This is a genomic window from Nitrospirota bacterium, assembly GCA_013388455.1.
Lineage (GTDB): Bacteria > Nitrospirota > Thermodesulfovibrionia > Thermodesulfovibrionales > SM23-35 > JACAFF01.
Map to the genome: position 1 here is coordinate 112,126 of JACAFF010000040.1, position 26,064 is coordinate 138,189.

Consider the following 26,064-nt stretch of genomic DNA (forward strand, 5'->3'; position numbering starts at 1 on the left):
GAAATGGCAAAAAAAAGTAGATTTTTCAATATCAAAACAATTTTTCTAATCATGAGTATTATTACAATAATGAGCCCTATTTCTGACTTCACTTTTAACTCATATGTTCATGCAACAGAGACAGGAATACCTTCTAAAACCATAGATATCCTCTCGAAGACAAATGAGGCAATAGCAGCTATTGCTGCTGTTGTTAAGCCTTCTGTTGTAAATATATCATCAACAAAAATCATTAGAAGTAAAAGTAACAACTCTTTATTTCCTGATGATCCGCTATTCAGAAAATTTTTTGATGATAGTTTCAGATTTTTTGAGAGACCAAGACAATTCAAACAGTCATCACTCGGTTCAGGTGTAATTGTTGACCAAAGTGGGTATATTCTTACAAATAATCATGTAATTAAAGATGCTGAAGAAATAAAGATCAAATTATTTGATAAAAGAGAATTCACAGGCAAGGTCATCGGGACAGACCCTAAAACAGATCTCGCAGTCATCAAGATTGATGCAACTGATTTGCCGGCAATTAAGTTCGGAAACTCTGATAACCTTAAAGTCGGTGAAACTGTTCTCGCTATCGGAAATCCATTCGGCCTGAACGAAACAGTAACATCCGGGATTATAAGTGCAATAGGCAGGGCCAACGTAGGAATCGCTGATTATGAAGATTTCATTCAGACAGACGCGCCTATTAATCCGGGCAATTCTGGTGGAGCTCTTGTCAATATAAAAGGTGAGTTGGTTGGAATCAATACAGCAATTTTCAGCACAACAGGAGGATATCAGGGGATTGGGTTCGCAATTCCCAGCAACATGGCAAAAGCAGTCATGCAAGATCTAATTCAAAAAGGAAAAGTTGTAAGAGGATGGCTCGGCGTTACTATACAATCGTTAACTCCGGATTTATCAGAACAATTCGGGATTAAAGATGAAAAAGGTGTTCTTGTAGGAGATGTGATTGAAAACAGCCCAGCAAAACAGGCAGGGATAGAAAGAGGAGATGTAATTATTGGGTTTAACGGTAAAAAAGTTGATGATGTAACACAGCTCAAAAATCTTGTGGCAAATACTCAACCTGGCAAGAAAGTGGCGGTTGAACTGATTCGAGAAGGAAATAGGAAGACATTGATGGTAACAATTTCTGAACTCCCGTCAGAAATTACAACAGTAAAAGAATCTTATGATAATCTATTGAAAAATGTCTCTGTTCAGGAACTCTCTCCCAAGTTAAAAAAGCGTCTGAATATACCGGAAAGAATCAACGGAGTAATAATCACAGATATAGAAGACGATAGTCCAGCAAAAGGTCATTTAGAAAGAGGTGATATAATAATTGAAATAAACAAGGTTCCTATAAACAGTTTGAAAGATTACGAATCAGTTGTCTCGAAAATTCAAGCTAACGAAGAAATCCTTATTCTTATATCCAGACAGAACTCGACTTTCTTCGTATTGCTATCTGAAAGATAACATGAATAACAGATATGACAGAAACATCAGATAGTTTGTCATAAATCGAAAGGTGGTGGCAAAAAATGAAAGCCAGAAAATGTATAAAATGCGATAATTCAACACATCAGGAAGATGGTGTATGCGTTATTTGCAGATTAGGGATCAAACAAGTCTACAGCGACTTGATCGACCTTTTAAAAAAGGATAAGAATTTCAATTTTCGCAGATTGAAAATTGCAAAAATTGGTTAAGTAATATGTATTTTTGGTATTTAGTTAGAAGAGCCCTTTGATTGCTTCTTTGGCAAAATTTAAAAGATATGAGGGGAATACTCCAATAAATAACACTGCAACAGTTGTTATTCCAATAACAATTCCAGTGCCTGGAGATTTTGTAAGTGTTACTTCCATCTTTGGATCACGCATATACATGAACATTACTATTCTGAGATAGAAGAATGCAGATATAGCACTGAAAATAACAGCAATTACAACAAGCCACGTATAACCTGCGTTGATGGCAGCAAGAAACACATAGAGTTTACCAATAAAGCCTGCTGTTGGAGGTATACCAGTTAGGGAAAACATAAATATAAGCATAAGGGCTGCTGCCAGTGGATGATGTTTTGCCAGTCCTTCATAATCATGAATATTTTCACCCCTGAAACCCTCGCTTCTCAACATGATAATCACAGAAAACGCGCCAATATTCATAAAAGCATAAATCATTAAATAGTTCATCATACTTGCAATGCCTTCATTGTTTGCTGATATTACGCCGAGCAGCGCATATCCCGCATGGGCAATTGAAGAGTATGCAAGCATCCTCTTTATATTTGTCTGTGAAAGAGCAACAATATTTCCAATACCCATAGTTAGAATTGATAAAATAGCGAGTATTGTTGTCCAGTCCAATTTAACAGATGCAAAAGCTATCATAAAGACCCTACCAAGAACAGCAAAACCAGCGGCCTTTGGCCCAACCGACATAAATGCAGTTATTGATGTAGGTGCTCCTTCATAAACATCTGGGGCCCACATATGGAAAGGAGCAGCTGCTATCTTGAAACCGAATGCGACTGTAAGCATAAGCACAGACAGCAACAGAGCTGAGTTACTACTGAGACCTTCTTTCTCACTGATAAAAGCTGCTATCGCACTGATATCAGTAGTGCCTGTTAATCCGTAAATGATTGATATGCCATACAGCAGGAAGGCTGATGAAAATGCTCCAAGGAGGAAATACTTCAATGCTGCTTCACTTGAACGTGCTTCATGCCTTATAAAACCAGCCAGCACATATGTGCTTAGAGCCATAAGCTCAAGGCCAAGATATAGCACAATAAGGTCAGCAGCAGAAGCCATTATCATCATGCCTATAGTCGAAAATAAAATAAGACTGTAATATTCTCCATAATTTACTTTTTCGATTATGATATATTTCATTGAGATTAAGACCGACAGAATCACATTGATAAAGAAAATAAATTTAAAGAACATACTATATCCATCAGCAATATACATTCCTCCAAAGGTAGCACCGGATGAACCAACGAGTGACAATGCTATAAGTGCAACTCCTGCAATACTGACTAATGCAACAATTTCCTTTCTCTTTATGAGAAGATCAATAAGCAGTATAATCAGAGCAAAAGCAGTCATGAGAATTTCAGGCATTACAGGACCAAGATTGGGAAGAGGAAAGTTCATCTGATTACTACCTCCATAATAGTTTTTGCTATATTTGCTTCTTGAGTAGTTGCTAAACTGAGCCTTTCTAAAAGATGTTCAACTGAAACATGCATAAAACTAAGAAAAGAGTTCGGATATAAACCAATCCAGAATACGAGAAATATCAATGGCACAAGTGTTAATGTTTCTCTTACATCCATATCAGGTAATCCAATTACTTTTGGATTCGTTGCCATAAAGAAAACCTTTTGATAAAGCCAGAGCATGTACCCAGCACCAATAATAACCCCTGTAGCAGCAAGAACACCGACTAACTTATTTGCAGTAAATCCACCGAGTAGGATAAGAAATTCGCCAATAAATCCATTGGTCAGTGGAAATCCGATTGATGCAAGTGTAAATACCATAAAAAATGCTGCATATATAGGCATATGCGTCGATAGTCCACCATAGTCTGCAATCTGCCTTGAATGCGTCCTATCGTAAACCACACCAACACTCAAAAAGAGTGCACCTGTTACAACACCATGATTAAGCATCTGTAAAATACCACCTTCAAGTCCCTGGCTATTTAAGGCAAAAATACCAAGTGTTACAAATCCCATATGACTTACAGAACTATATGCAATCAGTCTCTTAAGATCTGTCTGACCGAGGCAGATGACACCTCCGTAAATTATTGCAATGATAGAAAGTGTTAACATAATAGGTGTCATTGCTACCGATGCATCAGGGAAAAGATGAAGCGAGAACCTAAGAAAACCATATGCTCCCATCTTGATTAGAATAGCTGCAAGAATGACACTTCCTGCTGTAGGCGCTTCAGTATGAGCATCAGGCAACCATGTATGCACTGGCCACATTGGAACCTTTACCGCAAAAGCTGCAAAGAACGCCCAGAAAAGCCAAACCTGCATTGTGTATGGATATGATTTTGTAGCCAGTTCAAGAATGTCAAACGTCCTCCCTGCATAAAGATAGAGAACGATAATTCCGACAAGCATCAGAACACTTCCGACTAATGTATAAAGGAAAAACTTTATAGCAGCATATATCCTGTTCGGACCTCCCCAGACTCCGATGATAAGGAACATCGGGATGAGCATTGCTTCCCAGAAAATATAAAACAGGAAAAAATCCAGTGAACAAAAAACACCTATCATCGCTGCTGTCGTTAAGAGGATTGATATGTAAAATTCTTTAACTTTTGTCTTTATTGAATACCAGGATATCATCACACAAAGGATAGCTGAAAGAGCAGAAAGAAGAACAAATAAAACACTAATACCATCTACTCCGAGATAATAATTGATATTCCAGTTAGGTATCCAACTATGTTTCTCCACAAACTGCATCTTATAGGTTGACTTGTCAAAATCTGTAAAAAGTGGAATCGCAAAAAGAAATGTTGCTAAAGCTGTAATCAAAGCAATCCATTTTGTAAAGGTCTCCCATGATCTTTTAAGAATAAGCAAAAAAAGAGCACCCAAAACAGGTACAAATATCACGGTACTTAGAACCGGATAACTCAATTTATTCATAATTACCTGTTCCATCTCACTCCCTTATAAATTTTATAATGTGTCATGTCTATAACCATATGAGTGCAATCAAAATAATCACAACCGCACCAGCAGCCATCATAATTCCATAATGATGGGTCAGTCCTGTCTGGATTCTCCTTAATTTTCCGCTGAAAATGCCTATCAATTTTGGAACACCATTGACAACTCCCTCAATGATCTTTGCATCAGTGAAGCCTACAAGCACCCTTCTTGCTATAAAAATTGTGGGACGCACAATTATTAGATTATAAAGTTCATCAACGTAATATTTGTTAAACAGAATGTTGTAAATTATATTGAAATTCTTAGCAAGAATGAGAGGTATCTGTGTCTTTTTAAGATAAAAGATAAAAGCAATTACAATACCAGTAACAGCTATAGTTGTTGAAGTACCCATAATCCTGAATTCTTCAGCATGTGTGCCGTGAAACTCTGGATGACCCACTACAGGCTCAAGAAAATGGGCAAAATGTGCACCGCCTCCGAGGACAGGAGGAATTCCAATCCATCCACCTGCGACAGCACCAACAGCCAGTAATATCAGGGGAACTGTCATAACTGCAGGTGACTCGTGTAAATGATGTTCTTCATGGTGAGTCCCGCGGAACTTACTATGGAAAGTAAGGAATATCATCCTGAAAGAGTAAAAAGGAGTAAAGAAAGCAACACATGTCATCAGGACCCATACAAATTTACTAACATCTGTATGAGCAGCATATGCTGACCATACTATTTCATCCTTGCTGAAGAAACCTGCCAGTCCAGGTATTCCACCAGCGCTTAGCGCAGCAACGAACATCACAGCGTATGTAATTGGCATGTATTTTTTGAGACCACCCATCCTTTGAACATCATTGTGATGAACAGCATGTATAACACTCCCTGCACCCAGAAAGAGAAGCGCTTTGAAAAATGCATGAGTATAAAGATGGAATACACCTGCTGCGTATGCACCGACGCCGCAAGCAACAAACATCATACCAAGATGGCTTAATGTTGAATATGCAATAATTCTCTTAATATCATTCTGGACACAGGCTATTGTAGCTGCAAATACTGATGTAATTCCACCTACAATAGCAACTACATTCATAGCTGTTATGGAAAGACTGAAAATAGAATTACACCTTGCCACCATGAAAACTCCAGCAGTAACCATGGTTGCTGCATGGATAAGAGCGCTGACAGGGGTAGGACCCTCCATGGCATCAGGCAACCACACATGGAGTGGAATCTGTGCGGATTTACCAACAGCACCACAGAAAAGCAGCAATGCAATTAATGTTATTAAATCTACCTCAAGTCCGAGGAAGTTCACTGTATGACCTATATAATTTTTTACACTTGAGAACACAGGCTCATAGTGGATTGTACCAAACGTTAAGAATACCATGAATATACCAAGAGCAAATCCAAAATCACCGAACCTATTGACAATAAATGCCTTTTTCCCTGCATCTGCTGCTGCTTTCTTTTCATACCAGAAACCAATCAAAAAATATGAGCAGAGACCAACACCCTCCCATCCGACATAAAGCTGAAGGAAGTTATTCGAAGTTACAAGCATCAGCATAAAGAAAACAAAAAGACTCAAATAAGCAAAGAACCTGTAATATCCCTTGTCCCCGTGCATATATCCAATTGAATATATATGTATAAGAGAACCTACACATGTCACTACAATAAGCATCACAGCAGTAAGGGGATCAATAAGGAAACCGATTGATACCTTGAAATTGCCTGAAACTATCCATGTATATAAATCTTCATTAAATACTTTTCCGTTGATGACATCGAAAAGAGCGAATACAGACAGGACAAAAGAGCCTATGATGGCAAGACAGGAAGGCCAATGCGCCTTATCCCTCATAACTTCTTTGCCGAGCAAGATATTAATTATAAAAGCTAATAATGGTAGAAAAGGTATTAAAACATAAGCTCCCATATACTCAATCCTTATACTTCATAATAATATTGAAAGTCCTTAATTTTTATCATCCCTGCATCTCTTTTACTTCATCAACATGTGCAGTCGCCTTATTCCTGAACAAAGCTATTACTATAGCTAAACCTATGGCTGCCTCAGCAGCTGCCACTGCAATAATAAAGAAAGCAAGTATTTGTCCCCTCAAATCCTGCAAATAATGGCTGATTGCGATAAGGTTAATATTGACAGCATTTAGCATCAATTCTATAGACATAAACATCAAAATTATATTCTTTCTCGTAAGGAACCCAAATACACCAATCGTAAAGACCGCTGTACTAAGGAACATATACCAGCTTAATGGAACCATTTATTAACTTTTAAGCCTCCTTTTTGCAAGCACTATAGCGCCTATAATAGCAATTAAAAGTATTACTGATACTACTTCAAAAGGATAAAGATACTTGGTATATAATAATTTCCCCAAAACCTTAACATGTGATTCCTGTTGTATCATTTCGATCGTATATTTACCAGGTGGAGCAGCTACAAATGACCTCAACGATAAAATAATCATAACAAATAGTGCTAAAGCAAATGTAAAACCTGCTGTCCATGCACCAATGAATCTTCCAATTTTAAGCTCTTCAGTTATATTTAATAAGAGAACAACAAAAAGGAAAAGAACAAGTATCCCACCAGCATAAACTATTACCTGTATAGCTGCCATAAATTCAGCATTTAAAAATAAATAGATACTGGCTATATGGAAAAACAGCAGGAGCATCCATAGAACACTATGCACAGGGTTTTTCCGAGTTATAACAAGAATTGATAATATAACGATTGCAGAAGCAAAGTATGCAAAAAATAATACTGGAATCATGAGCTTTTTCCTTTGAAAGTTGCCTGTCCTGGAGGCATTTCAAAATCCTCAGATAGAGGCCTCCAGAACTTTCTGAAATATTCCTCGCCTTTTTTGCCCGGCATGTATTTATCCCAGTTAGCCAGAAGTTTCTCCTTTGTCATATATAAATCTTCTTTTTTATATACAGAATATTCATAATTTTCTGTGAGGGATATTGCACCATAAGGACATGCTTCAACACAGAATCCACAAAAAATACATCTCAAAATATCTATCTCATACCTTGTTACTTTTCCCTTCTCTCTATAAATTTGAATACATTGAGAAGGGCACATGGTAGCGCAGAGACCACAACCCACGCATTTTGCCTGACCAGTCTGAGGATGTTTAACAAGAGCATGCTGTCCTCTGAATCCTGGAGCGATTTGTCTCCGTTCCTTTGGATACTGGATAGTGACTGCATGAGAGAACAACCTGCTTAGTGTTAAAGCCATTCCCTTAAGTATTTCGTAAAATGTGATCTTCTTCACGAACTGTTTAACAGTCACACTTTTCTCCTTTTATAAAATAAGCTTTACTAACCCTGTAACAACTATATTAGCCAATGCCACGGGAATCAATATTTTCCATCCTATAGCCATTAGCTGATCATACCTGTATCTTGGCACAGTCGCTCTTATCCAATAATAGAAGAATATAAATGCATAAACTTTAATCAAAAACCAGACTATTCCTGGCACATGCGATAGAAATGGTAAAATTTTAATAATATACCATGGTAACGTCCATCCCCCGAGGAAACATACTGCACATAGAGAAGACATAATAAACATTGCAATATACTCGCCAAGGAAGAAAAGGGCAAAACGGAAACCACTATATTCAACAAAATAACCTGCAACAAGTTCACTTTCTGCTTCTGGCAAGTCAAAAGGAGTTCTATTTGTTTCGGCAACTGCTGCAATCACAAAGATTATAAAAGCAACAAATTGAGGGATCACATACATGCCAAATATTGAATTTTGCTGTGCCTTTACTATCTCATTCAAATTAAGAGAACCTGCCATAATCATCACTCCGACAAGGCTCAATCCCATTGCTATTTCGTAACTCAGAACTTGTGCAGATGAACGCAAACCACCTATAAAAGCATATTTAGAGTTTGATGCCCATCCTGATATAAATATCCCATATACACCAATTCCTGCTATAGCGAAAATGAAGAGTAATCCTACGTTGATATCAGCAATAAAGAAATTCTGAGAAAAGGGTATAACAGAGAGATTTACCATAGCAGAAGCCATAAATATAACCGGGGCAAGATAAAATACAGCCTTGTCCGAATTTGCAGGAAGTATGTCTTCCTTAAAGAATAATTTTACTCCGTCAGCAATAGGCTGAAGAAGTCCATGAGGACCAACACGCATAGGGCCGAGCCTTACCTGCATGTGCCCAATTACTTTTCGTTCAAAATATGTTGCATATGCTACATGGAGAAGGGTTACTCCAAGAACAACTGCAATTTTGACAATAATAATAAGAACTTCAATACCGAATTTGATCAATGTATCAGTTGTTATCATTATCTATCACACTCTCCAAGAACTATATCAATTGTTCCTATATTTGCTATAACATCTGCAACCAGATGTCCTACACAGAGTCTCGGTAAAACACCTGCATGGACAAACGATGGTGCTCTTACTCTCATTCTGTAAGGTTTTCCTGATCCATCACTAACAAAATAAAAACCCAATTCGCCCTTCGGCACTTCGGTTGCTACATATACGTCTCCCTCTGGCACCCTTGGACCTTTCTTAATATAATTAAAATGCTCTGCAAGTAATTCAGTAGCCTTTTTAATCTCTTCTGGAACTGGTTGACTTGATAGCTCGGCAAGTTTTTCATCGCTAAGGCCCTTTCCACCTGGAATAATCTTTAATGCCTTGAACTTACATGTCACATAACAGTTCATGCAGCTCAAACATAACTCCTGATTTATCTTATGCGGTTTTTTCTTTTCACCAGTAATTGCCTTAGCAGGGCAAGCTCTGAGGCACATCCCACATCCCTTGCATACCTTTTCTTCAATAAAAAATGCATGCTGCTTGTTTGGATTAGTAACTGGCATCATTGCGTCTTTTGGCTGAAGGACAAACTTTGGAGCATCTGCCATTATAGGACCTGGAGGTAATTTATCGAGGCATTGTCTGATGATCATATTCGATTGTCTCATTTCAAGCATCCTGCAACGGTATCTATCATATGTATCACCAGCAGTACCAATAGGGACTTCAAATTCAATCTTATCGTATGCGTCATACGGAGCAAATTTTCTCACATCATAAGCTACTCCCGATCCTCTCAATGTTGGACCAGTCAGTCCCCAGTTTACTGCTTCCTCTGCCGATATAACTCCTATCCCAACTGTTCTCTTAAGCCATATCCTATTCTGGTCAATCAGGGTTTCATATTCCAGAATCCTTGACGGAAACTCTTCTGTAAATTTATACAGGCTATCTATAAATTCCTTTGAAATATCATTCCTAACTCCGCCGATTCTCGGATAAGTAACTGTAAGTCTTGCGCCGCAAATCTTCTCAAAGAGCTCAAGTATCCATTCCCTTTCTCTGAAGCAATACAAAAATACAGTCATTGCCCCGATATCGAGAGCATGAGTAGCAAGCCAGAGGAGATGGTTCGATATCCTGGACATCTCTCCAACGATGGTCCTGATGAATTTAGCCCTTTCAGGTGCCTCAATTCCAAACAGCTTTTCTACTGCTACACAATATCCGATATTGTTTGACATTGCCGAAACATAATCCATCCTGTCTGTCAATGGAAGCGCCTGAAAATAACTCAGACTTTCTCCAAGTTTCTCGATACCACGATGTAGATAACCAACATAGGGGGTTACTTTTACAATTGTCTCGCCATCTATTTCAAGAACAAGCCTCAAAACTCCATGAGTAGCAGGGTGCTGAGGCCCCATATTTACATTCAGTTCACGAGTCTCAAATATCTTTTCAGCCTGTTCCACTTTATCCTTCCCACTCAAACTCTTTTAATTCTTTTGCTTTATTTAGAACCTCAACAAAACCAGGCCACTCTTTCTCAGGGGCAGGTCCCTTCAGCGGATAATCTTTTCTCAAAGGATGCCCTTCCCAATCTTCAGGCAATAAAATTCTACGCAAATCTGGATGCCCTGAAAAAACGATACCGAACATATCATAACATTCTCTTTCATGCCAGTTAGCACCTGCCCAGATTGGAACAACAGATCTAATCTTAGGGTCATTATCAGGAACCTGTGCTTTCACACGAATCCGATGACGATATCTTGTTGAAAGAAGGTTATAGACAACTTCGAATCTGTTCTCTTTTTTCCCCTGGTAATCAACTGCGGTAAGGTCTTGAAGATGGTCAAAAGACAGATGAGGCTCATCATGAAGATATCTACAAATATCAAATGCCTTACCCCGCTTTATAATTATTGAGACCTGATCTCTAAAATTAGTTACTTCAATAACTTCATCAGGAAACTTCTGTTTTATTTCTTCAGCGATCTCTGCAGGATCTAATCCCTTATCTGTTAATGATATTTTCCGTAATACTACCGCCATGGGCTCCACCTTGCCTTTTCATTTCTTATTTTTTCCTGAAGCATCATCATTGCCTCAAGCAATGTCTCAGGTCTTGGAGGACAACCAGGCACATATACATCAACTGGGAGAAAAGAATCACAACCCTGGACAGTACTATAAGTTCTAAAAATACCGCCTGTGCAAGCACAACTGCCCATTGCTACAACATATCTTGGTTCTGGGATCTGGTCGTATACTCTTCTTACAACAGGTGCCATTTTCTTTGTTACTGTCCCTGCTACGATAATACAATCAGCCTGTCGAGGAGAACCTCTGAATATAATGCCAAACCTATCGAAATCGTAATGTGATGCGCCCACGGCCATCATCTCGATGGCACAACAAGCAAGTCCAAATGTCGTAGGCCAGATAGAAGATAACCTCCCCCAATTTATGAGCTTATCAAATGTTGTAATAATAAGATTAGGAGGTAATACTTTTACATCTTTCTCAACTTCAACCAGGCCAATTGTAGATGTGTCTAATATCATACGTTACCTCTCAGTTTAATTAATCCCATTGAAATGCTTCTTTTCTCCAGGCATAAATATAACCGATTAAAAGGATAACGATAAATATGACCATTTCGATAAAAGCAAATATCCCTATCATATCAAAAACAATAGCCCAAGGATAGATAAATATTGCCTCAACATCGAAGATAACGAAAAGCATAGCTATTATGTAAAATCTAATTGAAAACCTATACCTCGGTTCTCCAACAGGCGTAATACCTGATTCATATGGCATAAGCTTTTCAAAATAAGGTTTTTTCAATCTGAAGATATAACCAATGATGAGGGCGCCCAAGCCAAAAGCAGACGCTATAATAATGAAAATAAGTATCGGCAAATATTCTGATGGTATATACGTTCCAGGCATAAGCGGTTATGTTATACTTAAAAGCATAGTCTCTTGTCAAGTTAAAAATTTAATTATTTTTTATCAGATAATAAAACAAAAAAACTATCACATTAATAAGGAGAGGACATGCACAAAATTCTGAAGAAAGAAGAGCTTTCGGATCTTGTAACACTGTTCGAAATTGAAGCAAAAAACATTGCAAAAAAAGCAAAGGCAGGAAATTTTTTCGTCTTGAGAATAAATGAAGAAGGAGAGAGAATACCACTCACCATAGCTGATTTTAATGAAGAAAAAGGAACAATAACAACAGTTTTCCAAAAGGTTGGAAAGACAACATTTCATCTCGGATCATTGAACGAAGGAGATTTTATAGCTGATGTCATCGGTCCATTAGGAAAAAATACACATATAGAAAATTTTGGAAAGGTTATATGTGTCGGGGGTGGTGTTGGGATTGCCCCGATTTACCCGATAGCAAGGGCATTGAAAAAAGCTGGGAATAAAGTTATCTCAATTATAGGTGCGAGGACTAAAAATCTTATATTCTGGGAAGAAAAAATGCAGAGTGTATCCGATAATTTAATAGTTACTACTGACGATGGTTCATACGGAAGAAAGGCTGTTGTAACAATACCTCTCGATGAATTATTGAGAGAACAAAACGATATAAAGCAGGTCATAGCTATAGGTCCTGCCATCATGATGAAATTCGTCTGTATAACAACAGAGAAATATAAAGTTAAAACAATAGTTAGTCTCAATTCAATCATGGTTGATGCAACAGGTATGTGCGGTGCCTGCAGGATCGAGGTAGGAGGGGAGACAAAGTTTGCGTGTGTTGATGGACCTGAATTTGACGGACACAAGGTAGATTTCGATTTACTAATGTCAAGACAGAGGATGTATATTGATGAGGAAAAAATCGCGATGGATGATTACAGAAAAGTTACGGAGGCTAAATCGCATGGAAGATAAAAGAAAAGAAGAAATTAAAAAGAGAGTTGATATGAGAGAGCAGAATGCTCTCGAACGCATACGAAATTTTATGGAAGTCCCTTATGGATATACACCTGATGAAGCTGTTCAGGAGGCATCAAGATGTTTGAATTGCCTGCGACCTGCTTGCAGAAAAGGCTGTCCTGTATCTGTTGATATACCTTCTTTTATAAAATTAATAAAAGAGGGGAAATTCATAGAGGCTGCATGGAAAATAAAAGAAGAAAACGCACTTCCTGCTGTTTGTGGAAGGGTATGTCCACAGGAATCACAATGTGAATCACTTTGCATCCTCGGCAAGAAAGGGCAGGCTGTAGCAATCGGAAATCTTGAAAGATTTGTTGCTGACTATGAGGCAGAACACGGACAAATTCAAATTCCTGAGAGAGCAAAGTCTACAGGCAGAAAAGTAGCTATAATCGGTACCGGGCCCGGTGGATTGACATGTGCTGCTGATTTGATAAAGTCAGGTCATCAGGTGACTCTATTTGAGGCATTACACAAACCAGGTGGAGTTCTGGTTTATGGAATCCCCGAATTCAGACTACCAAAAATAATTGTTGATAGAGAAGTAGATTATATTAAGAAACTTGGAGTTGAATTGATATTAAATGCAGTAATCGGAAAACTCTACACCATTGATGAACTCCTTACAATTCATGGATATGATGCATGCTTTATTGCGACCGGTGCAGGTACGCCTATCTTTTTAGGGATACCCGGTGAAAATCTCAATGGCATTTATTCAGCAAATGAATTTCTTACAAGGGCAAACTTAATGAAAGCATATCTTTTCCCTGAATATGATACCCCAATTAAAAGGGGAAGAAATGTAGCTGTATTTGGTGGAGGCAATGTTGCCATGGATTCTGCAAGAGTTGCATTAAGACTTGGTGCAGAAAAAGTTTATCTAATTTACAGACGCTCAGAAGCCGAGATGCCAGCGAGGAAGGCAGAAATACATCATGCCCGTGAAGAAGGAATTGAGTTCATGTTTTTAACTAACCCTGTAAGATTTATTGATGATGGTAAAGGTAATTTAAGAGCTGTGGAATGTATAAAAATGCAATTGGGTGAACCTGATGAATCTGGAAGATGCAAACCGATTCCTGTTAAGGGAAGCAATTTTCAGATTGAAATAGATGTAGCGATTCCAGCGATTGGCACAAGAAGTAACAAACTCCTTTTAAACACAATACCTGACATTCAATTAAACAATAAAGGTTATATTGTCGCTGATATAGAAACAGGTATGACTTCAAAGCCAGGAGTTTTTGCTGGAGGAGATATTATCACCGGCTCTGCAACAGTAATACTTGCAATGGGTGCCGGGAGAAAAGCTGCAAAAGCGATAAACGAATATCTCAAGTGGAAATACTGGGATACAAGCAAGATAGTTTCCTAATACTGCAATCTCTTTTTTATAAACTCATTCAAAAATAAGGAGACATTGCTAATCTCTTCAGTTTGTGGGAGGTGGGAAATAATCCTGTTTATATAATTTCTTTTCAAAAGCAATTGAAAAGAAGGTTTGAAATTTAAATCAAATATCCAGGAAAGCTGTAAAAGTTTAAAATCATTAAGTGTCTTAATGGTGCTAAGAGAAACAATCCTCTTTTGATATATTACATCAATAACCTCTTGTGTATAATCTGATGTATCCGGCAGATCGAGACTTACGGCAGAGGCTTTATCTTCGTCAGGAGCCTCATAATATTCAAGAAAAACCCTCCAGATATCGAGCTTATCAGCATCACGTATCAACTGAATAAAGAAAACAATCTCTTTTTTTTCTTTTTTGGGTACCGAAAATGCGTTGTGAAATTTTACAGACTTAATAATTAACTCTTGTTCATCCAGTGAAAGATTCTTTAGTATTTTATTTTCAATTAGTGTATCAGCTCCGAGGAGTCCGTGATTAACTGAGTTACTGTCCCTGAAAGTTTTATACTTAGAATACTGCGGGAATCTTCCTATATCATGAAAAAGTGCAATCGTTTCAGCTAAAAGAATGCTATTATGATCGAGAGATAACTCCTTTGCAATCTGAACTATATTTTCACAGACGTGTGATGTATGTTTTTCTTTAAGTACGATGTTCTTCTGGTCTTCTGCATTATCTGAATAAAATGTTCTGCAATAATCAGAAAACCAATCTTTGAAAAATTCCAAATCTGCCTTTTTCATAATCTTAAAAAATTTTATTTTACTATGAATGACAAATCTTTGTGGTATTTTCCCATATCTAAAAAAATTTATCTTTCGATGCACTTAAAAACAAACTCAGAATATTTCAGAGCAATGAGCTATACTTAAAATATCTTACATACAATAACATGGAGGTATACATGAATCAGTTTATAAAAAGTATCATCCTTATTTTAATAATTTTATGTTTTGGGTGTACTACTGTTGTTATTAAAGAAAAACCTCCTGAATCCAAAGGTAAGGTGGCTGTATGTCATAAAGGTAAAACAATCTATGTTGATGAAGCAGCAGTTAAAGCTCATCTCGGGCATGGGGATTATCTGGGAGAATGCAGGTAAAATAACGTTCCGAATGACATCTCCTTATCGCTGGATTTGCGTAATTGATAAATAAATACGATGTTTGATGAAAAGGATATTTATTTTATGAGAATTGCGCTCGATGAAGCAGAATCTGCTTTTCGTGCAGGCGAAGTACCTGTTGGCGCTGTTCTTGTTAAAAAGGGAAGTATTATTTCTAAAGCTCATAATCGTCGGGAAAGCATTAATGATCCTACAGGTCATGCAGAGATGCTGGCGATAAGGTTGGGAGCCCACAAACTTGATACCTGGAGATTGACAGAAACAACTCTATATGTGACAAAAGAACCCTGTATTATGTGTGCAGGAGCAATGGTGAATGCACGGCTTGGCAGACTTGTCTTCGGATGTAAGGATGAGAAAAGTGGAGCAGTCATAAGCCTTTATAACCTCCTTTCGGATAAACGTCTCAATCATCAGGTTAAAGTATTATCAGGAATTTTAGAAGATAGTTGTGCTGAAATCCTAAAAAGATTTTTCCAGCAACGAAGATAGTCTTTACCTTGTTATGGATACAGGCCTTTTTGGATTGATACCTTCCTTTCATTTAAACTATTTAATATTTACTGTTGTTAACGGAGGGGTGCCAGAGTGGTTGAATGGGACGGTCTCGAAAATCGTTTCTCCCGTAGCCCGGGGGACGAGGGTTCGAATCCCTCCCCCTCCGCCATAAAGGATATTCTCTATTTCGGCACCCATACTTTCCCCTTATCAATAATATGCTCCACTATCCATCCTCTTTTTTGTAGTTCTCGAGCAATCCATCTTCTATGACACTTCCAGGGGAACTTCTCTGCACAGATAATGACAGAGTTTTTCTGTTCTGCAATAGATTCAAGAAGTTCAATACCTTTAATAAATTCATCAGTGATGATGTAAGAAACATAGCCTCCCTTTCTGAATCCCCCCAGTTCTTTGCCGAGATAGTGATAATCTATGCCTTGCTGTATTAAAAGATTTTCAAGATTTTCCTTGATATATATTGTTATTCTACTTCTCGGAAAACTGCGGACGTCTATTAATGACTGAATACTGTAAGCAAGGAGAATCTCTATGAAATCTTCTTCAGTCCTCCTGTCAGTTCCGAGAGTGTAAATTTTTTTCATAATTAAACTGAAAGATGCAATTATAATAATACACCCAAATAATGTAGATTTTGCTCGAAAATTTCTTTAACTCGATATACCCCCTTAGTTCCCCATTGCCAAGGAGAGAATTAAAGGGGGGTGTATGTTCAATGAATAAAAATTTAGACTTGATTATATATACTATCTGAGAGAAAATTTTATAAAGAAAAATATTACAATAAAAATGGCATAACAATTGCTAATAAAATATAATTATAAAGAAAGGAAAGGTTATGTCAAAGGCCACCATATTATTAGTGGAAGACAACAAAATGCAGGCAGACATTACAAAGGATTATCTAAGTTCTAACGGATATGAGGTAATATGGGTTCAAGACGGAAAATCGGCTATCAAAATCGCAAAAGTCCAAAAAATCGATGTTATACTTCTTGATTTAATTTTACCAGATCTTGACGGCAATGAAGTAGCACGGTGGTTGAAAGTGAATAATGATACAAAAGGCATTCCAATAATTGCCTTGACTGTCAAGAAATCCATACAGGAGAAGGTATTAGGGCTGGAATCAGGAGCTGATGATTACCTTTCAAAACCATACAGTGAACTGGAGCTGAATGCAAGGATATACTCCTGCATGAGAACAAAGGCTTTGCAAGATAAACTTAAAGAGAAAAACCGACAATTGGAACAAGTATTGGCAAAAGTTGAAATGCTTGCAATTACTGATTCATTAACAGAAATTTATAATAGAAGATATTTTGAAACCACGATTGAGAGAGAATTTATAATGTCAAAAAGATATAATACTCCTCTCTCTTGCTTGATGATTGATATTGACTATTTCAAAAAAATAAACGACGAATTCGGACATAGAATCGGGGATATAGTGCTTAAACAGGTAGCAATGTTAATAAAAAATTGCATAAGACAAGCAGACACTGTTGCGAGATGGGGGGGAGAAGAATTTATTATTCTACTTCCTAATACAAAAAAAGAAAATACCCATGAAATTACCTCAAGAATACTTAAATCTGTATCAGTTCATAAATTCCCTGAAATTGGCAGGCCGATAACTGTAAGCATAGGAGTTGCTGGGATTCCTGATCCAGAAATAGATAACCCTGAAAAATTAATAAACATTTCAGATTCAGCTCTATATCAGGCAAAAGCTAAAGGTCGTAATAGGGTTGCAGTTTTATAAAATTAAGCCTCTCTTTTATTAGTTGTTTCGTTCTCCTTTAAATAATATATAATAATTTATTCATTTCTCAGGTGGGCGATTAGCTCAGTGGGAGAGCGCTTCCTTCACACGGAAGAGGTCGCTGGTTCGAAACCAGCATCGCCTACCATAATATTTCTTATTCTTATTTTGTCGTCCAGCCTCTTTTTTAGTAGTTGGAATATAATTCTGATTTTTGAATATTTTTTCACACACCTTCATGGAAGTCGTTGGACGGGATCAGTGAATTAAGAACCAGAAGTCTCAAAAGAAGATTTTGATAGTAGTTGCAGAATAAGTTGTTTTGAGTGAGAATATAAGAAGAAAACATCAGAGATATCAATTAAGGAGAATATATGGACCATGTAGAACTTTTCAAAAAAGCTCAAATCCTTTTCCTTGATGAAAAATATGAAGAAAGCATTGAGATATTTACAAAAGCTATTGAAGCAGGGGCTAATCCTTATTTAGCCCATTTAAGCCGTGGCGTTGTTTATCTAAAGTTGAAAGAAGTTGATAAAGCTCTCCATGACTTTGATGAGGCTATTAATGAAAATAGTCAAAGTGCAAGAGCATATTTCTTTAGAGGTACTGTTTACATGATGAAAGATGAATTTGAAAAGGCTGTTTCAGATTTCTCAAAGGCAATAGAACTTAAGAGTGGGTATTTTATGGCAAGATTCTCACGTGGGGTAGCATATGCAAGAATGAATAAGTTAGATGAAGCGTCAGCAGATATAAAGGCAGTTATGCCGGAAATGGAACTAAATATGCAAGGATTTCTTGATACTCATGGGATTGTAAGAACAGAATTGTTTAAGGTAATGGAACAACTTTCAAGCGGCAGACCATTACTATCATTAAAATTAAGTGATAAAGAAATTAATACACTCGAAAAATGGCTTAAAGAGGAAGAGGCCTGAAAAAATATTATTGTGGACTACTTATAAAGTTTTTGGATTAAATGATACTTGAATTAAACCCTATTCCCTGGGCTTTATTTCTTGAGAAATATCCTTCTGGAGAAATTTATCCTGTCAAAGATGTAATAGAAATTGACGGGCCTTTTTTCAATATTGCCACACCGGATATCCGTCATTACTGTGAATCTGAATCATGTAATGGAGAACAGACCTTTAGATATAGTGGGCTGAAACAATCTGTCAATATTGGGAAAAAAGGCGATTACATTCTCAAATATACCTGTCAAAATTGTGAGGTATCAGAGACAATTTTAAAAGTTCATCTGCAAATAAGCAGCCTCTTTGGAACAAATAAGGCAATGAAGTATTGATGGTAATTTCAAAAGAAATAGTTAAATTGAATTTCATTTGTATTTCATATAAATTATTGAGTAAATATCAATTGTTCTCTGGAGGAAAAACTGATGAATGTCATAAAGATAATGCCTTGTCTCGATATGAAAGACGGCAGGGTAGTTAAAGGAATTCATTTCGTAGATTTAAAAGATGCTGGTGATCCTGTAGAAAATGCTGTATTCTATGAAAAGGAAGGGGCAGATGAACTTGCAATGCTCGATATAGCAGCAACCGTAGAAAACCGTAAAACCAGGCTGGAATGGGTCAGGAATGTCTCATCAGTCATAAATATCCCGCTGACTGTAGGAGGTGGAATCTCAAGCCTTGAAGACATTGAACTCGTCCTTGATGCAGGTGCTGATAAAATCTCGATGAATAGTGCTGCTGTCAGAAATCCTGAGCTTGTCAGACAGGCATCAAAAGCATTCCGCTCAGAAAAAATCACTGTTGCTATAGATGCGAGAAGGAATAAGAAGATGCCCTCCGGATTTGAATTAGTTATATCAGGAGGAACAAAACCGGTTGGAAAAGACGCAATTGAATGGGCAAGGCAATGTCAGGATCTGGGCGCTGGAGTGATACTTCCAACGAGCATGGATGGAGACGGCACTCAAACAGGATATGATATCGAGTTTACAAAGGCAATCTCTGATGCCGTTGAACTTCCAGTAGTTGCATCAGGCGGAGCAGGGAAATTGGAACATTTTCTTGATGCTGTCAGGCTTGGAGGTGCAGATATATTGCTTGCTGCCTCAGTCTTCCACTATAGGATATTCAGTATCAGACAAGTGAAGGAATATTTGCAAAAGAATGGGATACAGGTCAACCTTTAAAAAAAAATATGCAGCAGGAAGGAGATACAAATGAGTGCATTACTTATAAGCTGTTTGATATTTTTTCTGACAGCAATAGCGCAGGCTGGTGAAATACAGGTAGCGGTTTCCGAGGTTAATGATAACAGGACAACCGGTCAATACTTTGGGGGGCTTGAACTAAAATTAAAGGTTATCAGCGATATGATTTCAGATGCAAAAGGTCTAAAATTGCATATCAACAAAGCAGTTGATAATACAGGACGGAACTTAATAAAGGATGACAAAATGGATAAAGATTTTACTAAACCTGAAGAGAATATGCCAGGTCAGGCAGAACTCACAATCAAGCTGAAAAATCCTGCCAGAAAAGCAACCTCAATCAAGGAAATCAGTGGTGAAATTATAGTTTATATACCTAACAAAGATCCGAATTCCACTGCATACATTAAGGATTTCACGAATCAGGCAGGGAATCCTCTTCAGCATCAGACACTGAAAGCCGCTCAGGTCGAAATCACTGTACTGACTAAGAAGCAGTACGACGAAATGAAGGCTGCAAAAGAAAAATCGGCAAAAGAGGAAGCATCTAAAATGGGTATTGCAGGTGAAATGGCACAGGCTCTTCTTTCGATGTTCGGCGATATATTCGAAGCGAGTGAAAACAGCATCATCCTTGATATAAAAGATGAAAAAAAGAAGGTGATAGCAATAGAGTTTGATGACGAAGCAGGACAGAAAATAAGCAGTTATGGCACAATGACGATGGGAGATATAAAGGCATACGATTTTGATAAACCGATTCCAGCAAATGCACGGATAGTGGTTTTCCTGTCAACACCTAAATCATTCATTAGAGAGCCGATGAAGCTGACGAATATCGCTTTGCCATAAAAATTTTAAATATTTATATCGGGACTCACAAAATCTGCATTATTTTATTGCATTTCTTGTTCACTAATGTCCATGAATATTATGTTTACTTTGTATAGCTGTTTGTTTCTTTAATGGACAGATTCTATCTAATTATCAATCAGATTATGCTTAACAAAATGTCTTAAGTCTCTACCGATATCTTTTCTTTCGAGTGCATATTTAATCACAGCTTTTAGGTAATTCAAAGGATCGCCGGTGGTAAGCCATTCACCGTCCTGCACTTTTTTCGCCAGAAAAATGCCGCCTTTTTTGACGTAATAACGGATGGCATCAACGATCCAGAGCTCATTGTCCTTGCCGAGGGGTATCTTTCTTAAAATATCAATAATCTCCTGATTTAGAATCATCCGCCCGAAATCAGCTAACTGTGAAGGGGCTTCATCTATGGATGGTTTTTCAATAATATCCTCGATCTCAATCGTGCCTTCGCGCAATTTCACAATCCCGTACCGGGTTACCAGTTCTTTCGGAACTTCCTGCACTCCAATCATTAAATGACCACAGCTCATATAGTCTTCAACCATCTGTTTAGTAAATGATACTTTTGATTTAACGAGATCATCACCCCAAACATAAATAAAAGGTTCATTTTCTACAAGACTGGCAGCAGATAATACAGGCGTACCATTCCCATATGGCCCCTTCTGTCTTACATAGATGAAATTTGCCATATCAGAAATTCTCTTGATTTCTTCAAGTTGTTTTACTTTGCCAGCTTTTTTAAGCTCATTAGCTAATGCCCAGTTATGATCAAAATGGTCTTCTAATGGTTTCTTATCCCACTTCGTCACTAAAATAATATCTTCTATTCCTGCTTCTACTAATTCTTCCACAACCAATTGGATAATCGGCTTATCAACAATAGGCAACATCTCTTTTGGCATTGTCTTTGTGGCAGGCAGAAATCTTGTGCCGGAACCGGCAACAGCTACTACCGCTTTTTTAATCTTTTTTTCGAACATAATTCAAATTATATATTAAAAAATGCAGATGTTGTGAGAAAATTTATTTTTTGGAGCCGGTGGGGGGACTCGAACCCCCGACCAGCTGATTACGAATCAGCTGCTCTGCCGCTGAGCTACACCGGCAAGTAAAATACTCAAGTATAAAATGCGTTATACCCCTGATTATTCATAAACCATGTTTATCAAGAGAGGACATAGTATTTTCATTCATTCTCGTCCCCCGACATGTGTCGGGCGACTCCGAGGTATTTTGCCTCTTGATTTTAATATACACACTGTTTGAATATCGGCAAAATAAATCCGCTCTAATACTATGTCCTGTCTTTATCTTAAAATTTTTTATGAGTAAAATGGGACCAGTGATTTAACATGCCAGAAAGCAATGGAGATGGCTCAATTTTTCAAAATATTCTGGACATAGCAATCAATCAGAAATCGCACACATTAATATCCGATATTAAAAGCAGATTCGTACATTTCCCCAGCTAATAGACCTTCTGTTAAAATTCCAAAACGTGGAGTAGAAACTCTTTTAGATCGTGCAAATGTTAAAAAAATACCTTCGTAGAAAACGCCGATGTCAGCTATAAAATCTTTTGAAGGACTGACATTTATATATGTACTACCTATTCTTTCACTAACCTGTATATCAAAATAACTATTAGCCTCTGTTGTTTCAAAATCAATGTCTGTAACATCATAAACCCTGATGCCAAGATTACCTTTAAATATTTTGAGAGAATCCTCTCTTACTTCCCAGAAAACAAAGATTTGATATGGATCAACTATTATGGCTGTTATATAATTTTCACCATATTCTGTTGGCAGTTTCTCCCATAGAGAAGGAAGTGATATCGCTTTAATCTCTGCTTCTGTAATAGGTTTTTCAGATTTCTCAATTACAGGCTCAACTGTTATCGGCGGCTTTACTAAAATAGGCTCTTTTTTAACTTTCTCAGGCTTTACCTTAACCTCCATCTTAATCTTTTCTGGTTTAACTTTAACAGGAATTCCAACTTTTTTTACCTCTTTTTTTGCTGAAATTTTCTCTTTTATTTTAGGCACAATTTTTTTCGGCTTTTTTTCTCTCTTCACTTTCTGAATGGCCTTAATCTCTTTTGCAGGTTTTGGAGGAGCTTTTTCAGAGGTTTTTCTTTTCAGAGGAATAACCTTCTTTTCAGTCTTTAAGACTTTATCCTTTATTTTTCTTTTTGCTGGTTTTTTCTCTGACTTAATGCGTATTTTCTTAGTTACAGACTTCTTTTTGGCTGTCTTCAGTTTCTTTTTTATATCTTTCTTTTTAACTACGCGTTTCTTCACTGCCTTGAGGGTTTTTGGAGGCTTTTTCTTATCCTGTTTTTTCTTAGATTTCGTAGCCGTTTTATTTGCGCGCTTCTTCATAAACCCTCCTTTTACCATAATATATTTTACTGCAAATAATCTATAAAGTTAAGTGAAGAATACCTTTAACTCAATGCGCTTCTGCCCAATTTTTCCCGTAGTTAATATCTACTTTTATAGGCACCAAAAGTGTTGTAACTCCCTCCATTTCCATCCTAACAATATCTATAACAACTTCCAACTCTTCGGGCAATATTTCAAACAAAAGCTCATCATGAACCTGTAAAATCATTTTCGATTTCAAACCTTTTTCTCTAAATTTTTTCCATATCTTAATCATAGCAATCTTTATAATATCAGCAGCGGTACCCTGTATCGGAGAATTCATCGCGAGTCTCTCACCCTGCTGCCTGATAGTTGTATTCTTATTTCTGATTTCAGGTATTGCCCGCTTTCTTCCAAAAAGAGTTGTAACGAATCCCTTTTCTCTTGCTTCTGCAAAGGTTTTTTCAATATATGCCTTAACTCCAGGATGTTTGTTGAAATATTGTTCGATATAATTTTTTGCTTCATCTTTCGATATACTGAGAGTTTCTGATAGCCCAAAAGGGGAAATACCATAAATAACTCCAAAATTGACTGTCTTTGCTATTCGTCTGATATCAGATGTAACTTTGTCCACTGGTATATGAAAAATTTCTGAAGCTGTTTGAGAATGGATATCAAGGTTATTTCTGAATGCATTGATAAGACCCTCATCTTTACTTAAATGCGCAAGTATTCTTAACTCAACCTGTGAATAATCTGCTGAAAGAAGAAGATTATCTTTTTCTGGTATGAATGCTTCCCTTATCCGCCTTCCCCATTCACCTTTAACAGGGATGTTCTGGAGATTAGGATCACTGCTGCTCAGCCTTCCTGTTGCTGTTGCTGACTGATTGAATGATGTATGTATACGTCCTGTATCCGGATCTGTAAGCAAGGGCAGAACATCAATATATGTTGTCTTTAATTTATTTAAGCTCCGGTAATTCAAAATCTCTCTTGGAAGTTCGTGTGTAGTTGCAAGCTCCTCAAGTACCGCCATTTCAGTAGAGAAACCTGTTTTAGTCTTTTTCCCGGGCTGAAAACCGAGGTTTTGGAATAAAACCTGACTTAGCTGTTTTGGTGAATTGATATTGAATTCTTCACCTGCAAGAAAATAAATCCTCCTCTGTATTCCATCAATTTCTCGCTCAAGCTCTTTTGAGAGTTCTAAGAGTCTATCCGTATTAATTTTCACTCCTGCTGCTTCAATTTCCACAAGCACAGGGATAAGTGGCATCTCGATGTTGAAGTAAACATCCTCAAGTCCCTCATCATGCAGTTTCTTAAAAAGAATTTCTTTTAATTCAAAAGAAAGATAAACATCATCACATGCATAGGAAGCAGCCTCTTTAACCGGAACTTCTGCAAAATTACCTTTTTTATTAAGAACCTCGCTAAATGTCTTTTTTCTGTATGAAAGATATGTCAGGGCAACTTCTTCAAGACTATGGTTCTGCTTATTCGGATTTAGAAGATATGATGCAATCATGGTATCAAAGATTTGTCCATTCACCTGAATTCCATTTTTTTTGAGAATCATCAAATCATATTTGATATCGTGCCCTATTTTCGCTATACCATCATTTTCAAACACTCCAGCAATCGCCTCAATCAGATCTTTTTTTTGTATCTGCTGAATTTCAGAATTAAGGTGTAAGACAGGAATATAGAAAGCTTTTCCTTTTTCCAGACATAGTGCTAAACCTATAAGGTTTGCTCTCATAGGATTCATATCTGTCGTTTCAATGTCAAATGAAAGGGCATTTTGTATCGACGAAAGGGTATCCTTCATCCGCTCCTTTGAATATAATATTTCACAGGTCTCTTCATGCTCAGCAATAGAAGGAATAAACCTCAGAAGGCTGCTGAATTCAAGCTCTCTGAATATCTGAAGAAGTTTATGCCAATCAGGCTCTTTTCGTATTAATTCATGGATTTCTATGTTGATAGGCACATAGGTATCAAGGGTTGCAAGTTTTTTGCTAAGGAGAGCTACGTCTGCATTCTGAGAAATAAGACTTCTTAACTTTTCCTTTTTGATTCTGTCTATTTGACTAATAAGTTCATCTATAGTTTCAAAGTCCATAAGGAGAGACTTTGCAGTCTTTTCTCCAATCCCCTTGATTCCTGGAATATTATCTATCGCATCACCTGTAAGGGCCATAAAATCTGGGATCCTTTCAGGGACTACTCCGAACCTTTCATAAATATATTTCTTATCAAGAACTCTATCCTTCATCGGGTCATATACCCTGATTCTATCATCTACGAGCTGGAGCATATCCTTATCCCCCGTTACTATAAAAACTTCGTTCCCCTGAGATGCTGCTCTTTTTGAGATTGTCCCGAGAACATCATCTGCTTCATAGCCTGGTATTTCGATCATTGTTATATTGAAAGCAGAAATAATTTTCTTTATATAAGGAATTTGTTCTATCAGGTCATCAGGAGTTTCCGGCCTTTGTGCCTTATATTCTTCATATATCCTGTGCCGTTCTGTCGGAATGGGCGAATCAAAAGCAACGAGAATCGCATCTGGACTCTTCTCCCTTATAATCTTTAATAGCATATTAGTGAAGCCAAAGATTGCATTAGTAGGAAGCCCTTTAGAGCTTGAAAGTTGTTTTATAGCATAATATGCTCGGTAGACGTAAGAGTTGCCATCAATCAGGTAAAGGTTCACGGAAAATTATACCTTAAATTGACAAAGCTTTTATACGTA

General features: G+C 37.3%; 27 protein-coding genes and 3 tRNA genes. 13 read left to right on the top strand and 17 right to left on the bottom strand.

Annotation, left to right across the window (positions count from 1 at the left end):
• Nucleotides 1-3: 3 nt before the first annotated feature.
• Together HXY53_09600 and HXY53_09605 are read left to right on the top strand one after the other, a co-directional pair.
• Entirely contained in the window at nucleotides 4-1,470 is a 1,467-nt protein-coding gene (locus tag HXY53_09600) for a DegQ family serine endoprotease (GenBank protein ID NWF76800.1), read from the top strand.
• Nucleotides 1,471-1,535: 65 nt separating this feature from the next.
• A complete protein-coding gene (locus HXY53_09605; protein NWF76801.1) occupies nucleotides 1,536-1,703 on the top strand; it encodes a hypothetical protein in 168 nt (55 codons plus the stop codon).
• Nucleotides 1,704-1,727: 24 nt separating this feature from the next.
• Here the strand turns inward: HXY53_09605 and HXY53_09610 are convergent, their stop codons facing one another.
• Genes HXY53_09610 through ndhC form a run of 11 tightly spaced genes read right to left on the bottom strand, consistent with a single transcriptional unit; the run spans nucleotide 1,728 to nucleotide 12,017 of the window.
• On the bottom strand, nucleotides 1,728-3,161 hold the full coding sequence (locus tag HXY53_09610; GenBank protein ID NWF76802.1) for an NADH-quinone oxidoreductase subunit N: 1,434 nt from the start codon (nucleotides 3,159-3,161) through the stop codon (nucleotides 1,728-1,730).
• A complete protein-coding gene (locus tag HXY53_09615; protein ID NWF76803.1) occupies nucleotides 3,158-4,699 on the bottom strand; it encodes an NADH-quinone oxidoreductase subunit M in 1,542 nt (513 codons plus the stop codon). The genes HXY53_09610 and HXY53_09615 overlap by 4 nt, the downstream gene beginning before the upstream one ends.
• 34 nt (nucleotides 4,700-4,733) lie before the next feature.
• Nucleotides 4,734-6,653: an NADH-quinone oxidoreductase subunit L gene (gene nuoL / locus HXY53_09620; protein NWF76804.1), complete on the bottom strand. Its 1,920-nt coding sequence runs from the start codon at nucleotides 6,651-6,653 to the stop codon at nucleotides 4,734-4,736.
• A 49-nt stretch (nucleotides 6,654-6,702) separates the two neighbouring features.
• A complete protein-coding gene (nuoK, locus tag HXY53_09625; protein NWF76805.1) occupies nucleotides 6,703-7,005 on the bottom strand; it encodes an NADH-quinone oxidoreductase subunit NuoK in 303 nt (100 codons plus the stop codon).
• 3 nt (nucleotides 7,006-7,008) lie between these two features.
• Complete coding sequence (locus tag HXY53_09630) at nucleotides 7,009-7,521, bottom strand: NADH-quinone oxidoreductase subunit J (protein ID NWF76806.1); 513 nt, start codon at nucleotides 7,519-7,521, stop codon at nucleotides 7,009-7,011.
• Nucleotides 7,518-8,033 carry an NADH-quinone oxidoreductase subunit NuoI gene (nuoI, locus tag HXY53_09635; GenBank protein ID NWF76807.1) on the bottom strand — a complete coding sequence of 172 codons (516 nt, stop codon included), beginning with the start codon at nucleotides 8,031-8,033 and terminating at the stop codon, nucleotides 7,518-7,520. The genes HXY53_09630 and nuoI overlap by 4 nt, the downstream gene beginning before the upstream one ends.
• A gap of 30 nt (nucleotides 8,034-8,063) precedes the next feature.
• On the bottom strand, nucleotides 8,064-9,086 hold the full coding sequence (gene nuoH, locus HXY53_09640; protein NWF76808.1) for an NADH-quinone oxidoreductase subunit NuoH: 1,023 nt from the start codon (nucleotides 9,084-9,086) through the stop codon (nucleotides 8,064-8,066).
• A complete protein-coding gene (locus HXY53_09645) occupies nucleotides 9,086-10,546 on the bottom strand; it encodes an NADH-quinone oxidoreductase subunit D (GenBank protein ID NWF76809.1) in 1,461 nt (486 codons plus the stop codon). The genes nuoH and HXY53_09645 overlap by 1 nt, the downstream gene beginning before the upstream one ends.
• Nucleotide 10,547: 1 nt before the next feature.
• Nucleotides 10,548-11,129, bottom strand: a complete 582-nt coding sequence (locus HXY53_09650; GenBank protein NWF76810.1) for an NADH-quinone oxidoreductase subunit C — start codon at nucleotides 11,127-11,129, stop codon at nucleotides 10,548-10,550.
• On the bottom strand, nucleotides 11,120-11,641 hold the full coding sequence (locus HXY53_09655; protein NWF76811.1) for an NADH-quinone oxidoreductase subunit B: 522 nt from the start codon (nucleotides 11,639-11,641) through the stop codon (nucleotides 11,120-11,122). The genes HXY53_09650 and HXY53_09655 overlap by 10 nt, the downstream gene beginning before the upstream one ends.
• A 19-nt stretch (nucleotides 11,642-11,660) precedes the next feature.
• A complete protein-coding gene (ndhC, locus tag HXY53_09660) occupies nucleotides 11,661-12,017 on the bottom strand; it encodes an NADH-quinone oxidoreductase subunit A (GenBank protein NWF76812.1) in 357 nt (118 codons plus the stop codon).
• A gap of 123 nt (nucleotides 12,018-12,140) precedes the next feature.
• Between ndhC and HXY53_09665 the strand changes: the two genes are divergently transcribed.
• Together HXY53_09665 and gltA are read left to right on the top strand one after the other, a co-directional pair.
• Nucleotides 12,141-12,989: a sulfide/dihydroorotate dehydrogenase-like FAD/NAD-binding protein gene (locus tag HXY53_09665; GenBank protein NWF76813.1), complete on the top strand. Its 849-nt coding sequence runs from the start codon at nucleotides 12,141-12,143 to the stop codon at nucleotides 12,987-12,989.
• Nucleotides 12,979-14,415 (top strand): NADPH-dependent glutamate synthase, encoded by a 1,437-nt coding sequence (gene gltA, locus HXY53_09670; protein ID NWF76814.1) that lies wholly within the window; start codon nucleotides 12,979-12,981, stop codon nucleotides 14,413-14,415. Before HXY53_09665 ends, gltA begins: the two co-directional genes overlap by 11 nt.
• On the opposite strand, the gene HXY53_09675 is transcribed toward gltA, so the two are convergent.
• Nucleotides 14,412-15,197, bottom strand: a complete 786-nt coding sequence (locus HXY53_09675) for an HD domain-containing protein (protein NWF76815.1) — start codon at nucleotides 15,195-15,197, stop codon at nucleotides 14,412-14,414. The genes gltA and HXY53_09675 overlap by 4 nt on opposite strands.
• 161 nt (nucleotides 15,198-15,358) lie before the next feature.
• On the opposite strand from HXY53_09675, the gene HXY53_09680 reads away from it, so the two are divergent.
• From HXY53_09680 to HXY53_09690, 3 genes are all read left to right on the top strand, one after another.
• Nucleotides 15,359-15,556: a hypothetical protein gene (locus HXY53_09680; protein ID NWF76816.1), complete on the top strand. Its 198-nt coding sequence runs from the start codon at nucleotides 15,359-15,361 to the stop codon at nucleotides 15,554-15,556.
• 60 nt (nucleotides 15,557-15,616) lie between these two features.
• A complete protein-coding gene (gene tadA / locus HXY53_09685) occupies nucleotides 15,617-16,072 on the top strand; it encodes a tRNA adenosine(34) deaminase TadA (GenBank protein ID NWF76817.1) in 456 nt (151 codons plus the stop codon).
• An 82-nt stretch (nucleotides 16,073-16,154) separates the two neighbouring features.
• A tRNA-Ser gene (locus tag HXY53_09690) sits at nucleotides 16,155-16,247 on the top strand.
• Between the two features lie 13 nt (nucleotides 16,248-16,260).
• Here HXY53_09690 and HXY53_09695 read toward each other — a convergent pair.
• Entirely contained in the window at nucleotides 16,261-16,683 is a 423-nt protein-coding gene (locus tag HXY53_09695; protein NWF76818.1) for a DUF488 domain-containing protein, read from the bottom strand.
• A gap of 254 nt (nucleotides 16,684-16,937) precedes the next feature.
• Here HXY53_09695 and HXY53_09700 point away from each other — a divergent pair, with 254 nt between their 5' ends.
• From HXY53_09700 to HXY53_09725, 6 genes are all read left to right on the top strand, one after another.
• Nucleotides 16,938-17,864 carry a diguanylate cyclase gene (locus HXY53_09700; protein ID NWF76819.1) on the top strand — a complete coding sequence of 309 codons (927 nt, stop codon included), beginning with the start codon at nucleotides 16,938-16,940 and terminating at the stop codon, nucleotides 17,862-17,864.
• A 73-nt stretch (nucleotides 17,865-17,937) separates the two neighbouring features.
• Nucleotides 17,938-18,012, top strand: a tRNA-Val gene (locus tag HXY53_09705).
• 226 nt (nucleotides 18,013-18,238) lie between these two features.
• On the top strand, nucleotides 18,239-18,805 hold the full coding sequence (locus tag HXY53_09710; GenBank protein ID NWF76820.1) for a tetratricopeptide repeat protein: 567 nt from the start codon (nucleotides 18,239-18,241) through the stop codon (nucleotides 18,803-18,805).
• 41 nt (nucleotides 18,806-18,846) lie between these two features.
• Nucleotides 18,847-19,176 (top strand): hypothetical protein, encoded by a 330-nt coding sequence (locus HXY53_09715; GenBank protein NWF76821.1) that lies wholly within the window; start codon nucleotides 18,847-18,849, stop codon nucleotides 19,174-19,176.
• Nucleotides 19,177-19,269: 93 nt separating this feature from the next.
• On the top strand, nucleotides 19,270-20,034 hold the full coding sequence (gene hisF, locus HXY53_09720; GenBank protein NWF76822.1) for an imidazole glycerol phosphate synthase subunit HisF: 765 nt from the start codon (nucleotides 19,270-19,272) through the stop codon (nucleotides 20,032-20,034).
• A gap of 30 nt (nucleotides 20,035-20,064) precedes the next feature.
• On the top strand, nucleotides 20,065-20,907 hold the full coding sequence (locus HXY53_09725; GenBank protein ID NWF76823.1) for a hypothetical protein: 843 nt from the start codon (nucleotides 20,065-20,067) through the stop codon (nucleotides 20,905-20,907).
• Between the two features lie 128 nt (nucleotides 20,908-21,035).
• Here HXY53_09725 and HXY53_09730 read toward each other — a convergent pair whose 3' ends face one another.
• From HXY53_09730 to polA, 4 genes are all read right to left on the bottom strand, one after another.
• Nucleotides 21,036-21,911 carry a UTP--glucose-1-phosphate uridylyltransferase gene (locus tag HXY53_09730; GenBank protein ID NWF76824.1) on the bottom strand — a complete coding sequence of 292 codons (876 nt, stop codon included), beginning with the start codon at nucleotides 21,909-21,911 and terminating at the stop codon, nucleotides 21,036-21,038.
• A 51-nt stretch (nucleotides 21,912-21,962) separates the two neighbouring features.
• Nucleotides 21,963-22,037 (bottom strand) — tRNA-Thr (locus HXY53_09735).
• 321 nt (nucleotides 22,038-22,358) lie between these two features.
• The gene (locus HXY53_09740; protein ID NWF76825.1) at nucleotides 22,359-23,315 is read right to left on the bottom strand and encodes a DUF4912 domain-containing protein; all 957 of its coding nucleotides are present in this window, start codon (nucleotides 23,313-23,315) and stop codon (nucleotides 22,359-22,361) included.
• A gap of 70 nt (nucleotides 23,316-23,385) precedes the next feature.
• Nucleotides 23,386-26,025: a DNA polymerase I gene (polA, locus tag HXY53_09745; protein ID NWF76826.1), complete on the bottom strand. Its 2,640-nt coding sequence runs from the start codon at nucleotides 26,023-26,025 to the stop codon at nucleotides 23,386-23,388.
• Between the last annotated feature and the right edge of the window lie 39 nt (nucleotides 26,026-26,064).